Below are 13,067 nucleotides of genomic sequence, written 5' to 3'. Positions count from 1 at the left end.
CTTACGGTCCTTGACGCCTTGCAGGTCAAGGGAGCCGCGCACGATGTGGTAACGCACACCGGGCAAGTCCTTCACACGACCGCCGCGAACCAGCACGACGCTGTGTTCTTGCAGGTTGTGGCCTTCACCGCCGATGTAGGAAATCACCTCGAAACCGTTGGTCAGGCGCACCTTGGCGACCTTACGCAGAGCGGAGTTAGGCTTCTTAGGAGTCGTGGTGTACACGCGGGTGCACACACCACGGCGCTGCGGGCAGTTCTGCATCGCAGGCGACTTGGATTTCGTGACCTCGACCTGACGGCCATGGCGCACGAGCTGATTGATCGTTGGCATTTAGTTGGTTCCCGTTGAAAAAACACTTGAAAATCAAGCACTTGGAAGGTGTTTGAACGAACGACCCACCACGCTTGAGACAAGCACAAAACGGCCAGCACCCTCTTCCGTTTCGAGAAAATCTCGAAAAACGAAAGGCCAGGCGAAGGCCGAAAAGCTTTCCATTGTATCCCCAGGCGGGCTTGGGACGCAAGATGTCTCTACCAAAGGGGTAAAGCGTGTCAATTGTCACGGATTTCCGAAATCCCCCCCCGCATCAATGGGGATGCCAGACCTAACCATTACTGGTTAAAGTCAAACCCTGATGCAGGGACAAGGAGAACCTGCGTTCCCCACTACAGGAGAGAGCATGTCTCTGAGCCAAAAAGCGAAATGGTTGTCCCTGGCGATGCTGGCCCCTCTGGCCGCACACGCTACCGTTCCCAACAGCACCTTCCAGTTCTACTTCGAGGGCCCCGTGTTCGATGAAGTGGTACACGCGCCCTACTTCACGGCTGGCAGCCTGGGTGTCACCGTGCGCGCCTTCACCGCTGATGGCAAGCAAGCTGACGTGGACCGTCGCTGGGACGGCCTGGGTGTGACCACCGGCCTGCTGGATCCAGGTGAAATGAACAGCGGTCTGTTCAGCAGCACAGGTGACTACCTGACGCTGACCTTCAACCAGCAGGTCAAGCTCGACAGCCTGCGTTTCTCCTGGTGGGAAAACGGTGTCGTGATTCCCTTCGTGACTCAGCTCGATTCGTTGGATCACGCCACCGTGAAGTACGGCAGCACCACCGTGGGACTGGCCAACAACAACGACAACGGCCTGATCCTCAAGACCTTCTCTTTGCCCAACGCCATCGGCACGACCTTCACCATTCAGGCAACGGGCAATCTGTCGGCCTTCCGCCTGGCTGGCATCAATGCGACTGCGACTGCCGCCGTGCCCGAACCCGCCACCTACGCCCTGCTGGGCCTGGGCCTGGTCGGCATCGGTCTGGTGACGGGTCGCCGCAAGGCCTGACCTTCGCCGAGACGACTTCTTTTCTCGCTCCTATATTTGGCCGCCTCGTGCGGCCATTTTTTTGGCCAGTTGGTTTGAACGAATCAAGGCCCAAAAAGCAAAACGGCTCAGTCCAAACAGGACCGAGCCGTTTTGCCTGGGCACCCGCGTTCAAGGCGCGGATGCAAGAAAAAAGTGTAATCAGTCGCGCTTGCCCAGCAGCGTCGCGATGGCTGCACCCATGCGCAACCCCACCGAGGTGGTGGCAGCCACGGTCAGGACCATGCCCAGGCCGATCAGCCAATCAGCAGCGCCATGCGCGGTCAGCGCTTCGCTGACGGTGCCCACGGCCAAAGGCAACCCCGCGAGGAAACCGACGATCACGCCGACCTTTTCCACTTCCAGTTGCTTGTGCGCCAGATCAGCCGAAGCCTGGTGCGAGACGCGATGCAGCTTGATACCTGTCTGAGCCATGATGAACTCCTTGAATTCGATGGAATGCAGTCTAAGGGAAAACGCGCGGTAGTGAGTGAAAACCCTAGGTAACAAGATGCAATTTTTCGGACTTGTTGCGCAGTGTTGTTAAACGTCACGCCAACGGCGCCAGCAAGGCGTCGAGATCGGTCTGGCTGAACTTGATGCTCCGGGCGCCGTCCTGGCCCAGTACGCCCTCGGCCAGCGCCGCCTTGCGCGCCTGCAAGGCCTGGATGCGCTCTTCGATGCTGCCGGCCACCACCAGTTTGTAAACCGTGACCGACTGATCCTGGCCGATGCGGTGGGCGCGATCGGTCGCCTGCTGCTCGACGGCGGGGTTCCACCAGGGGTCCACGTGGATGACGGTATCGGCGGCCGTCAGGTTGAGCCCCACGCCGCCAGCCCTGAGCGTTACCAGCATGAGGGGCACCTGCTTGTCCTGAAACTGGCGCACGGTTTCAGCGCGCTGAGGCGGCGGGGTGTCGCCGGTCAAGGTCACGAAAGGCAGGCCCAGGTCGACCAGTTCGTCTGCGATCAGCCCGAGCATCTCGGAGAACTGAGAAAACACCAGCACGCGGCGCCCTTCGTCGAGCAGCGCCGGCAGGGTGTCGCGCAACCAGTCCAGCTTGGCACGCTCCATCCCTCTGGGCATCTTGCGGCCCTTGACCAGCCAGGGGTCGCAACAGACCTGACGCAGTTTGAGCAGGGCATCCAGCACGGCGATCTGCGCGCCTTCAAAGCCTTGCTTGTTCAAGGCCTTGCGCACCATCTCGTCGGCGGCCACGCGCACACTTTCATACAGGGCCTTTTGCTGCCCCTCCAGCTGGAGTTGCTGCACCACCTCGGTCTTGGCTGGCAACTCGGCCAGCACATCGGCCTTGCGCCGGCGCAGGATGAAAGGCCGCACGCGCTGGGCCAGCAGTTGCGCGCGCAGGGTCTCGCCGTTTTGCTCGATGGGGTCGCGCCACTGGCGCTGGAAGCTGCGCATGCCACCCAGAAAGCCGGGCATCAGGAAATCGAACTGGGCCCAGAGTTCGCCCAGGTGGTTTTCCAGCGGGGTGCCTGTGAGGCACAAGCGGTGACGCGACTGCAGCCGGCGAATGGCTGCGGCGCTCTTGCTGGCCGCGTTCTTCACGGTCTGGGCCTCGTCCAGGATGACGATGTGGAAGAAGTGTTCGGCGAGCTGCTCGATGTCTCGCCACACGAGTGGATACGTGGTGAGCACCACATCATGCTCGGGGACCCGGGCCATGAGGCCGGCACGCTCGGGCCCTTGGAGCACCAGCACGCGCAGTGAGGGCGCCATGCGCCTGGCCTCGGCCTGCCAGTTGAAGACCAGGGAGGTGGGCATGACGATGAGCGCGGGCAAGTCCAGCCGGCCCGCGTGTTTCTCAATCAGTAAATGGGTCAGCGCCTGCGCGGTTTTGCCCAGGCCCATGTCATCGGCCAGGATGCCGGCCAGGCGCTGCTCGCGCAGGTACTGCAACCAGGCCACGCCTTGTTGCTGATAGGGGCGCAGGGTCACGCCCAGGCCTGAAGGGGCAGGCACGGGCTGCGGCGTGCCGGCGGCTCGCAGTCTTTTAGTGAGCTCGTGCAAGCCCGCGTCGCCCTGCAACTGCCAGGCGCCATGCCGACCGGCGCGCGCGGCCTGCGTGTCGAACAACTGCTCGCGCAGGCGGTCCACGCGAACGGCATCCCACTGCTGGAGTTTGATCGGCCCTTCGCGGCGCCGTGGGTCCATCAACAGGTCGACCATGGCGCCCACGATGGCCTTGAGGGGCGCGGCCGGGGCTTCGATGCGCTTGCCGCCCGGGGCCTTGAGGATGACGATGGCATCGTCCGCGATGTCGGCGATATCGGCTGCGTTGAGCCAGCGTTTGTCTCGCTTGATGAGGTCGGCGATCAAGGGCGCGAGATCCAGTTGCTGGCCATCCACCTCCACACCCAGGGTCACCAACCAGGAGCCTTCGCGACGCGGTGCACCCAGGGGCGTGATGGCCGCGCTGGCGGGCAGGCGCAAGGGCTCGATCAGCTCTTTGGCCTCAGGCTCGCCCGTCTCCGGGCTGATGAGCAGGCGCCAGTGGGTGACCGGTGTGCTCTGGTGGGCAAAGCCAGGCCGCACGACGATGGACCAGCCCCTGGCTTGCAGCAGAGGAATCTGTTCGAGCCAGAAGTCGCCGAACTGGTCCTCCTGCAGCAGCGACCACAACGGCTCATGCGCCTGGCCTGCAGCCTGGGCCAGCTGAGGTGCGCGCCATTGCAAGGCATCATGAGGCAAGGTGCGCAAGCCCGTGTCTTGCAGCACATCGAAGGCATCGGCTTCCGCCTCTGGGTCGCGCTGCAAGGCGAGCAGGCGGCCCTGGGCATCAGCCACATCGACCTGCTCGCCATGGCGGGCGTACAGCACGCTGGTCGGGGCCGGTACCGCCCACCAGGCGCCACCGGGGCCGGTGTAGGTCCAGTCGATGCGGGCCACGGTGACCTGCGGGCCTCGGGGGCCAAAGCGGCCTTGCGCCTGCATGCCCAGCAAGCCGTCACCGCGGGTGAGGGTGTGCAGCGTCATGCGGGGCCGGAAATGCCAGGCGTCAGGGCGGGAAACGGTCATGGCGTGATTGTCCGATGTCTGACGCACCATGAATGAGCTGCCCGCATGAGGTACAAAGCAGCATGTCAGATGAATACCAGATCGAGATCCCGCCGTCGTTCACGGCGCTCCACAGCGATGCCCGCAAGCGGCTGACCATCCCCTTGCGCGAATTGCGCGACCGCTACGAGATCTGCGAAGACCTGGCGCAACACCTCACGGAACACTGCCGCAGCATCCATGTGGAGATCGGGGTGGACGAGCAGGAGGTGCTGGCGCGCTGCCACAAAGGCCTGTGCTCGCCCGACGGTGCGGTCACAGAAGCAGAAGCAACCTGGGTCGTCACCCGCCTGGCCGAGTTGCTGGGCTGGCCTCACCCCGGGCTGCCGGACATCGACGCATCTCGTTGAGACGGCGCGCTTACAAGCTGCAATACATCTTGCCAATCCAGGGGCCCCAACCCCGTTGGCATCGTCATGTGGGCGACCTATAGTCCGCCGGGTTTGTTGTTCCCCATCACATCCCGCTGGAGGATCCCACCATGATCAAGCGATTGACCCTTGCCGCCCTGAGCGCCCTGACACTGGCCACCACGCCTTTGACCGCGTCGGCACAGGATGCCACCACCCCTGCCCTGCAGACCCGCGACAGCTACCTGATCGTCACCCGCCAGGATGCGCGCAAATGTGCCTACCCGATGTGTGGCGGCTACTTCGTCAAGTCGGTCAACCAGAAGCTGACACGCTGTGCCGATGGCACGCGACAAAAGGAATGCCACGCTGTTCAGCTCAACACCAATGCACTGGGCTGGACGCCCGAACAGCATGCCGCCTTTGATGCCCAGTTTGCACAAGGCAAAGCCCTGGTTCGTGGCGTGCTGGAGCCCGCACCTGCCGGCCTGTACACCGCCGATCAACTGACCATCACCGAAGCCTGGCAGGCTCAGGGCCCGCGTGCGCCCATCGGTGCATTCTTTGGTGTCAAGAGCACAGGCATCGTGTGCATCACGGCGCCTTGCCCATCGCTGGCAGCCACGAAGCTCAACGTGATCGCGCCTGTGGTCCATCCTGATCTGGATCTGAGCCTGAGCGGGGCCAGCGACAAGCAGATCCAGGCAGCCTATGAGGCGCTGGGCAGCACCGGCATCCTGACGGCTGGCGCCATCGTGCCGGTCAAATACCCTGCGCTGGAAGGCAACAAGCCGCGCGTCGGCAGCAAGCTGATCGCCAGCCAGTTTTACCTGCCAGCCAAGCCCTGATCGGGCTGAGGACTGCGTGTCACCACCTGTCCCACCCACTCGCGGGGGGATACGGTGGCACGTATAGGGCGGTTTGCGTTGGCGCAAACACGCACCGCACCCACTTCGTAACATCAAGTTACACCGTGTCCATCGAGAGGCGGTGGACGCCTCCACACGGTGTCGTGTCTTGACGAAAGTGAGTGCAGTACAAATGTCTATCCAGTCTTTCTGCTCTACGGCGCTGCTGTGCGCCCTGGTCTCCACCAACGCGCTGGCCGCCACACAGGACATCGCCGTCACGGCGTCCGGCGACAGCGTCTATCACCACTTCTGGTGGCGTGGAGGCTTCGATAATGGCTGGGATGCTTCGGCCAACCCCAATCAGGTGTCGCATGACTACGCCTGGGGCGACGGGCAGGCTTACGCCACCTCGCTGAGCTTCGATCTGGGCGGCCTGCAGGCCACGGTGGATCAGATCAGTTCGGTCACGCTCAACATCAACATCCTCAACATCTGGTCGGCCGGGCGCAGCGACGTCGGCAACCTGGACAACATTGCCACCGTGTACCTGGAAAACGGCACGGGCTTGAAGTCCTTCGATGTGACGGACTCGGTCAAGTCCGCCTTGCTGGCGCACTCGCCAACGGCCAATTTCAGCTTCTCGTACACCGGCTATTCCGGCTTCACCTTCGGCAGCGCAGAAGGCGGCGATCCGGCCTTCCTGCGCGTGAGCAGCACCGCCGCCGTGCCGGAGCCAGAGACCTATGCCCTGCTGATCGCCGGCTTGGGTGTGGTCGGGACCAGCCTGGCGCGCCGTCGCCCGCGCTGAGCGCCTTGTGAAGGGAAACCCCAGGCTCAGGCGCTGCGTCAACGCACAGGCGTTTCCCGTGTGAGCACCTGTTCAGTTCGCGTCATCACGGTTAGGCTAGAGGCCTACATCAGATTGACGAACAGGGAAGGTACTACATGAGTGATACGCCGCACAGCTGGAATCTGCGGGATTACGCCGTTGGCATGGCGCACTACAACCGCTGGATGAACGGCAAGCTCTACGATGCTGCCGCCACCTTGTCCGACGAACAGCGCAAGGCTGATCGAGGGGCCTTTTTCAAGTCCGTCCATGGCACGCTCAACCATCTGCTGCTGGGCGATGGTGCCTGGTTGCAGCGCATGCAAGGGCAAGCCGTCACCATGACGTCACCCTCGCAGGAGTTGCACGAGGACTTCGACACCTTGCGGACCGCGCGTGAGGCCATGGATCAAGCCTTGCTGGACTGGGCGGCAAGCCTGACCGCGGTCGAGGCCACTTGCAGCTTCAGTTTCTTCAGCGTGGTCTACCAAAAACAGATCACGATGCCGTATGTGGCCGCCGTGATGCAGATCTTCAACCACCAAACCCATCATCGCGGCCAGATCACGACCTTGCTGAGTCAGTTCGGCGTGGATGTGGGCGTCACGGACATCCCGCTGATGCCACACTGGCATGAGGTCTACACCGCCGCATCCAGTTGAGCCCGCAGGGACGGGCCCACGCACCAGACAGACGATGTGGCGCCTTGAACACCCTCCTCTGGACCTGCGCCCATTTTTGGCGCACAGTGCCTAGCTATTCGGGTACGGCGTCCAGGCAGAAGTAGTTCACCATCGCGTGAAGGCATGCTCCCACTCCATTTCCCTGACCGCTTGCCACAAGGTGGGCATGGCCAGGCACAGCGCGTCCGCAAACAGGTTGAAGCAGAGCAGCTACGGATGATCTGGGCACATGCCCGCATCGGCGTGGTCGCGGCATCGGCTTTCGCCATCGCTTTGGCCCTCACGCTGAGAGGTCAGGCTGCGCCCAACGTCGTGGTCGATACCTGGCTGATCGTCAAACTGCTGGTCTCCGCATTCCGCATTGTTCAGGGCAGCGTCTATGCCAGGCAGGCGCAGCCCACATCTGCATGGGCCCGGGCCACATGGCTGCCCTTGGTCGTTGATGGCCTGACGTGGGGTGCTGCAGGCCTGTACGTCTCGGCCCTGTCCCCTCAGCCGCTGCCTTCGTTCTTTGTCGCATCGCTGGCATGCATTGCCTGTGTGGCGACCTTCGGGCTCCAGGTCAGCGCCCGCTTCACAGCCGGCTATGCCGTGCCCATCCTGGCGCCTACGGCGATCGGCATGATGATCCGAGGCGATGCACTCAGCGACCTGGGCAGCCTGGGCCTGTGGCTTCTGCTGGGCTTGCAGATCGCCACCGCCATGCGCAGTGAGCGCCGCGTGGTGGAGAACATCACGCTGCGCCTGCATGCGCAAGCACTCGCCCACGAAAAGGAAGAGGCGCTCAAGACGGCGGTGCGGCAAAGTGCCGTCAAGACGCAGTTCCTGGCCAACATCAGCCACGAATTGCGCACGCCTTTGCAAGGCATTCTGGGGATGAGCAAGTTGCTGCACCTGGCAGAAAAGGATGGCACAGCCCTGCGCCGCATCGAGCTGATCGAGGCGTCCGGCACCCACTTGTTGTCCCTCATCAACGACTTGCTGGACATCTCCCGGATCGAGTCCGGCCAATTCCTGATCCGCCACGAAAGGCATGACCTGTCTGCCCAGATCGAACAACTGGTGGGCATCTACACCATGCGAGCCGAAGACAAAGGACTGCGCTTCGAGGTGACCGGGCAACTGCCCTCGCCTTGCTGGGTGATGGGTGATCCGGCACGCTTTCGCCAGGTGCTGCACAACTTGCTGGGCAACGCCATCAAATTCACACAACAGGGTGTGATCACGCTGGCGATCGAGCGAGACGGGCTCAGCGGCATGGTCAAAGCCACGGTGCGCGACACGGGCAGAGGCATCCCCACAGCCGATCTCGCCCGCGTTTTCAACGCGTTTCAGCAATCGGACCTCAACTCCTCCGATCAGGCTGCACAAGGCGCGGGCCTTGGGCTCACCATCGCACGAGACATTGCGCGAGCCATGCAAGGCGACATCACCGTCGAAAGCCAGGTAGGGGCGGGCACCACCATGGTGTTCACCGCGCGCCTGCCGAACGCGCTGGCCCCAGCAGTGTCCACGGCGCCCAGCAGTCCGCAGCGCCCTCACCAGCCGAGCTCGTGTCGGGTTCTGCTGGCCGAAGACAACGAGGTCAATGCGCTTGTCGCCACGAACTTCCTCGAAATCATCGGCGTAGATTCGGAGCGCGTTCAGGATGGTGCAGGTGCACTCACCAAGGCCTTGCAACTGGTCCATCGTCCGGACCTCATCCTCATGGACTGCCACATGCCCGTGATGAACGGCTATGAGGCCACCCGCTTGATCCGACTCAAGGAGCGGGAGATGGGGCTCCCGCGCGTGCCCATCATCGCCTTGACGGCGACCACGACCGATGCAGAACGTCAGGATTGCCTCGCCGCTGGCATGGACGACTTCCTGGCCAAGCCCTGCACCCTGGAAGATCTCAGCAGCATCATCCGGCGGTGGTCAGACCATGCGGTCAAGCGGCCTGCCGACGAACCAGGGGAAGCCCCGGCGCCCCCCGACGGAACGTTGGGAACGCCTCGGGCATCGCTGCAAACATGAAATGATGCAAACGGTGACCCTGACGCTGCCAGGCTTCGCGGGTGGCACGCAGGTCCATCGTGAACACAAAATGGGGCAGGTGCCCCGCATGGGCCAGCGGCACCATCTGGCCAGGCGCCAGGAAATCCTTGAAGCCCAGGCGCCGATAGTCACGCGACAAGGCCTCATTGCGCGCGGCGATCACCAGCCAATCGATGTCGTGCGCTTCGCAGTAGAGGTACACCGCCTTCATCAGGCACAGTTTGATCTGCGGTGAGGCGCCTGGCAGCACCGCCAGACGCGTGACTTCGGCGCGGGCTTGCGCGGCCAACTGGCGAGGCAGGATGACACTGCGCTCGATCATCAAGCTGGCACCGGCACCCGCTGGCTGGATGCGGGCTGTCCCGACCGCCTTGCCCGTGGCCTTGTCTCGGCACAGCACCACCACGGTGCCGGGCACCCGGTCGAGCGGATCGGCCGACATGGCAAAGCCCGACACGGTCTGGCCCAGGTGATGGCCGTATGCCGCCTCACGAACCTGGCCCACTTCTGCCAACTCGGCCTCCGTGACGACGACCTGGACCTCGACATCCAGGGAAAGGGTACTGCGTTGTGAATTGACGTTCGTGCCCATGTCGACATGCTCCAGATGTGTCACACCATGGCACTGACGATAGAAGGGGCGCTGCCTCATAAATGGGCAGATAAAACGGGTGTTTGACCCACTTTGTGAACAGGGACTTGATCGGCCGCCCAAAGAAAAAGCGCCAGAACCCTTGCGGGCCTGGCGCTTTGTGCTTCAGGGAAGCAGCAGCCGGAGATTACTCGGCGGTGCCGCCTTCAGCAGGCGCAGCCTCGTCGGCATCGTCACCATCCAGGGCGGCCAACTCCATCGCAGCGCGCTCTTGCGCTTCCTGCATGGCGATGGCGCGGCGTTCGCTGTCGTCCATCTCTTCCTTGGCCTTGCGAGCCTGGTGGAAGGCCATGCCGGTACCAGCGGGGATCAGGCGACCCACGATGACGTTTTCCTTCAAGCCGCGCAGCTCGTCGCGCTTGCCCATGATGGCAGCCTCGGTCAGCACGCGGGTCGTTTCCTGGAAGGAAGCGGCCGAGATGAAGGAGTCGGTCGACAGCGAAGCCTTGGTGATACCCAGCAGCACATCGCTGTGCGTGGCGATCAGCTTGCCTTCGGCGCGCATGCGGTCGTTGGTGTCCAGCAGTTCCGAACGCTCAACCTGTTCGCCAACGATGTAGTTGGTGTCACCGGAGTTGGTGATCTGAACACGACGCAACATCTGGCGAACGATCACCTGGATGTGCTTGTCGTTGATCTTCACGCCTTGCAAACGGTAGACGTCCTGCACTTCGTCGACGATGTAGCGAGCCAGCTCTTCGATACCCAGCAGACGCAGGATGTCCTGCGGATCGGCCGGGCCGTCGACGATGGATTCGCCCTTGTTGACCACCTGGCCTTCGTGCACCAGGATGTTCTTTTCCTTCGGAACCAGATCTTCCCAGACCTGACCTTCGGGATCGGTGATCTGCAGGCGAACCTTGCCCTTGGTTTCCTTACCGAAGGACACGGTACCCGTGATCTCGGCCAGCGAACCCTTGTCCTTGGGCGAACGGGCTTCGAACAGTTCCGCCACACGTGGCAGACCGCCGGTAATGTCGCGGGTCTTCTGACCTTCGATTGGGATACGAGCCAGCACTTCACCAGGCGACAGATCCTGGCCGTCGCGCACTTGAATCAGCGCGCCAACCTGGAAGCCGATGGTCACGGCGTGGTCGGTACCGGGGATCTTCACTTCGGCGCCAGAGGCGTCGAGCAGCTTCACCTGAGGACGGATCACCTTGGCAGCACCGCGGCGCTTCGGATCGATCACGACCAGGGTCGACAGACCGGTCACTTCGTCCACCTGCTTGGCCACGGTCACGCCTTCTTCGACGTTCTCGAACTTGGCCTTACCGGCGAATTCCGTGATGATCGGACGAGTCAGCGGATCCCAGGTTGCCAGCACCAGGCCAGCCTTGATGGTCTGGTCGGCCTTGACATTGAGCTGCGCGCCGTACGGCACCTTGTGACGCTCACGCTCACGGCCGTGCTGGTCGGAGATGACGATTTCGCCGGAACGCGAAATCACCACCAGATCGCCCTTGCCGTTCGTAACGTAACGCATCGTGGCATTGAAGCCGATGATGCCGTCAGACTTGGCTTCCACGCTCGATGCGATGGCGGCGCGCGAAGCGGCACCACCGATGTGGAAGGTACGCATGGTCAGCTGGGTACCAGGTTCACCGATGGACTGCGCAGCGATCACGCCCACAGCTTCACCGGAGTTCACCAGACCACCGCGGCCCAGGTCGCGGCCATAGCACTTGGCGCACAGGCCGAAGCGTGTGGCGCAAGTCAGTGGTGTGCGGACCTTGACTTCGTCGACGCCAGCGGCTTCGAGGACGTCCATCGCATCTTCGTCCAGCATCGTGCCGGCGGCGATGACGACCTGTTGGGTCTCGGGGTGCAGCACGTCGATCGCGGGCACGCGGCCCAGGATACGGTCGCGCAGCGACTCGATGACTTCACCGCCTTCAACCAGCGCACGGGTGTTGATGCCTTGATCGGTACCGCAATCGACGGTGGTGACCACCAAGTCTTGCGTCACGTCGACCAGACGACGTGTCAGGTAACCCGAGTTAGCCGTCTTCAACGCCGTATCCGCCAGACCCTTACGAGCACCGTGGGTGGAGATGAAGTACTGCAACACGTTCAGACCTTCACGGAAGTTCGCCGTGATGGGGGTCTCGATGATGGAGCCGTCAGGCTTGGCCATCAGGCCCCGCATACCGGCCAACTGGCGGATCTGAGCAGCAGAACCACGGGCACCGGAGTCGGCCATCATGTAAATCGAATTGAACGATTCCTGATCGACTTCGTTGCCATTGCGGTCGATGGTCTTTTGCTTGGACAGCTGCGACATCATGACCTTGCCGACTTCATCGCCGGTCTTGCCCCAGATGTCCACCACCTTGTTGTAGCGTTCGCCAGCGGTCACCAGACCGGAGACGTACTGCTGTTCGATTTCCTTGACTTCCTTTTCGGCGCGCTCGATCAGGCCGTACTTTTCCTTCGGAACCAACATGTCGTCGATGCCGATGGAGATACCGGCACGCGTCGCCAGGCGGAAACCGTTTTGCAGCAGCTTGTCAGCCAGCACCACCGTTTCCTTCAGACCGCACTTGCGGAACGAAGTATTGATGAGGCGGGAGATTTCCTTCTTCTTGAGCGCCTTGTTGATGTTCGCAAAAGGCAGGCCCTTGGGCAGGATCTCGGACAGCAAGGCGCGACCAACCGTGGTCTCGACGAGCTTGGTCTCCGGGACGAATTCGCCCGTGTCCTTGTTCTTCGAGTACTCGGTCAGACGGATGTTGATGCGTGCGGTGATCTCAACCACGCCGTTATCCAGAGCGCGTTGCAGCTCAGGGATATCGGAGAAGATCATGCCTTCGCCCTTGCCATTGATACGCTCACGGGTGGCGTAGTACAAGCCCAGCACCACGTCTTGCGACGGGACGATGGAGGGCTCGCCGTTGGCTGGGAACAGCACGTTGTTGGAGGCCAGCATCAGCGTGCGGGCTTCCATTTGCGCTTCGATGGACAGCGGCACGTGAACGGCCATCTGGTCACCGTCGAAGTCGGCGTTGAAGGCCGCGCAAACGAGTGGGTGCAGCTGAATGGCCTTGCCTTCGATCAGCACGGGCTCGAAAGCCTGGATGCCCAGACGGTGCAGCGTAGGCGCACGGTTCAGCATCACGGGGTGTTCCTTGATCACTTCTTCAAGGATGTCCCACACGACTGGCGTACCCGATTCGACTTCCTTCTTGGCAGCCTTGATCGTGGTGGCGATGCCCATGGCTTCCAG

The 13,067-nt window shown here is 62.4% G+C and carries 11 protein-coding genes; 6 read left to right on the top strand and 5 right to left on the bottom strand.

The genetic code is table 11. The annotated features are described in order from the left end of the window. A partial coding sequence (gene rpsL, locus HY836_RS05135; RefSeq protein WP_290674234.1) for a 30S ribosomal protein S12 occupies positions 1-333 on the bottom strand: 333 nt, incomplete at its 3' end. 349 nt (positions 334-682) lie between these two features. Between rpsL and HY836_RS05130 the strand changes: the two genes are divergently transcribed. Beyond that, positions 683-1,339, top strand: coding sequence for a PEP-CTERM sorting domain-containing protein (locus HY836_RS05130; RefSeq protein WP_290674232.1), 657 nt, complete (start codon positions 683-685; stop codon positions 1,337-1,339). A 180-nt stretch (positions 1,340-1,519) separates the two neighbouring features. On the opposite strand, the gene HY836_RS05125 is transcribed toward HY836_RS05130, so the two are convergent. Both HY836_RS05125 and HY836_RS05120 read right to left on the bottom strand, forming a co-directional pair. Beyond that, a complete protein-coding gene (locus tag HY836_RS05125) occupies positions 1,520-1,792 on the bottom strand; it encodes a hypothetical protein (protein WP_290674230.1) in 273 nt (90 codons plus the stop codon). 115 nt (positions 1,793-1,907) lie between these two features. Then, complete coding sequence (locus HY836_RS05120) at positions 1,908-4,397, bottom strand: DEAD/DEAH box helicase (protein WP_290674229.1); 2,490 nt, start codon at positions 4,395-4,397, stop codon at positions 1,908-1,910. A gap of 32 nt (positions 4,398-4,429) precedes the next feature. Between HY836_RS05120 and HY836_RS05115 the strand changes: the two genes are divergently transcribed. The 5 genes from HY836_RS05115 to HY836_RS05095 all read left to right on the top strand — a co-directional run bounded on the left by HY836_RS05115 (position 4,430) and on the right by HY836_RS05095 (position 9,168). After that, on the top strand, positions 4,430-4,786 hold the full coding sequence (locus HY836_RS05115; RefSeq protein WP_367114628.1) for a hypothetical protein: 357 nt from the start codon (positions 4,430-4,432) through the stop codon (positions 4,784-4,786). A gap of 131 nt (positions 4,787-4,917) precedes the next feature. Next, positions 4,918-5,634, top strand: a complete 717-nt coding sequence (locus tag HY836_RS05110; RefSeq protein ID WP_290674228.1) for a DUF6748 domain-containing protein — start codon at positions 4,918-4,920, stop codon at positions 5,632-5,634. Between the two features lie 193 nt (positions 5,635-5,827). Next, positions 5,828-6,445: a PEP-CTERM sorting domain-containing protein gene (locus tag HY836_RS05105; RefSeq protein WP_290674227.1), complete on the top strand. Its 618-nt coding sequence runs from the start codon at positions 5,828-5,830 to the stop codon at positions 6,443-6,445. Positions 6,446-6,582: 137 nt separating this feature from the next. Then, the gene (locus HY836_RS05100) at positions 6,583-7,128 is read left to right on the top strand and encodes a DinB family protein (RefSeq protein WP_290674226.1); all 546 of its coding nucleotides are present in this window, start codon (positions 6,583-6,585) and stop codon (positions 7,126-7,128) included. Between the two features lie 144 nt (positions 7,129-7,272). Then, on the top strand, positions 7,273-9,168 hold the full coding sequence (locus tag HY836_RS05095) for an ATP-binding protein (RefSeq protein ID WP_290674225.1): 1,896 nt from the start codon (positions 7,273-7,275) through the stop codon (positions 9,166-9,168). On the opposite strand, the gene HY836_RS05090 is transcribed toward HY836_RS05095, so the two are convergent. Both HY836_RS05090 and rpoC read right to left on the bottom strand, forming a co-directional pair. Further along, positions 9,083-9,781: a hypothetical protein gene (locus tag HY836_RS05090; protein WP_290674223.1), complete on the bottom strand. Its 699-nt coding sequence runs from the start codon at positions 9,779-9,781 to the stop codon at positions 9,083-9,085. The two genes, HY836_RS05095 and HY836_RS05090, sit on opposite strands and share 86 nt — an antisense overlap. Before the next feature lie 187 nt (positions 9,782-9,968). Beyond that, the coding region (gene rpoC / locus HY836_RS05085) for a DNA-directed RNA polymerase subunit beta' (protein ID WP_290674221.1) at positions 9,969-13,067 on the bottom strand (3,099 nt) is incomplete at its 5' end.

Source organism: Aquabacterium sp., assembly GCF_016234775.1.
Lineage (GTDB): Bacteria > Pseudomonadota > Gammaproteobacteria > Burkholderiales > Burkholderiaceae_C > Aquabacterium.
The sequence above is the reverse complement of the archived record's forward strand: the minus strand, read 5'-3'. Positions and strand labels throughout refer to the sequence as shown.

Excerpts from the sequence above, each read along its gene's own strand:
- HY836_RS05130 (WP_290674232.1), top strand. The coding sequence starts at position 683 with ATGTCTCTGAGCCAAAAAGCGAAATGGTTGTCCCTGGCGATGCTGGCC.
- HY836_RS05125 (WP_290674230.1), bottom strand. The coding sequence starts at position 1,792 with ATGGCTCAGACAGGTATCAAGCTGCATCGCGTCTCGCACCAGGCTTCG.
- HY836_RS05120 (WP_290674229.1), bottom strand. The coding sequence starts at position 4,397 with ATGACCGTTTCCCGCCCTGACGCCTGGCATTTCCGGCCCCGCATGACG.
- HY836_RS05115 (WP_367114628.1), top strand. The coding sequence starts at position 4,430 with ATGAGCTGCCCGCATGAGGTACAAAGCAGCATGTCAGATGAATACCAG.
- HY836_RS05110 (WP_290674228.1), top strand. The coding sequence starts at position 4,918 with ATGATCAAGCGATTGACCCTTGCCGCCCTGAGCGCCCTGACACTGGCC.
- HY836_RS05105 (WP_290674227.1), top strand. The coding sequence starts at position 5,828 with ATGTCTATCCAGTCTTTCTGCTCTACGGCGCTGCTGTGCGCCCTGGTC.
- HY836_RS05100 (WP_290674226.1), top strand. The coding sequence starts at position 6,583 with ATGAGTGATACGCCGCACAGCTGGAATCTGCGGGATTACGCCGTTGGC.
- HY836_RS05095 (WP_290674225.1), top strand. The coding sequence starts at position 7,273 with ATGCTCCCACTCCATTTCCCTGACCGCTTGCCACAAGGTGGGCATGGC.
- HY836_RS05090 (WP_290674223.1), bottom strand. The coding sequence starts at position 9,781 with ATGGGCACGAACGTCAATTCACAACGCAGTACCCTTTCCCTGGATGTC.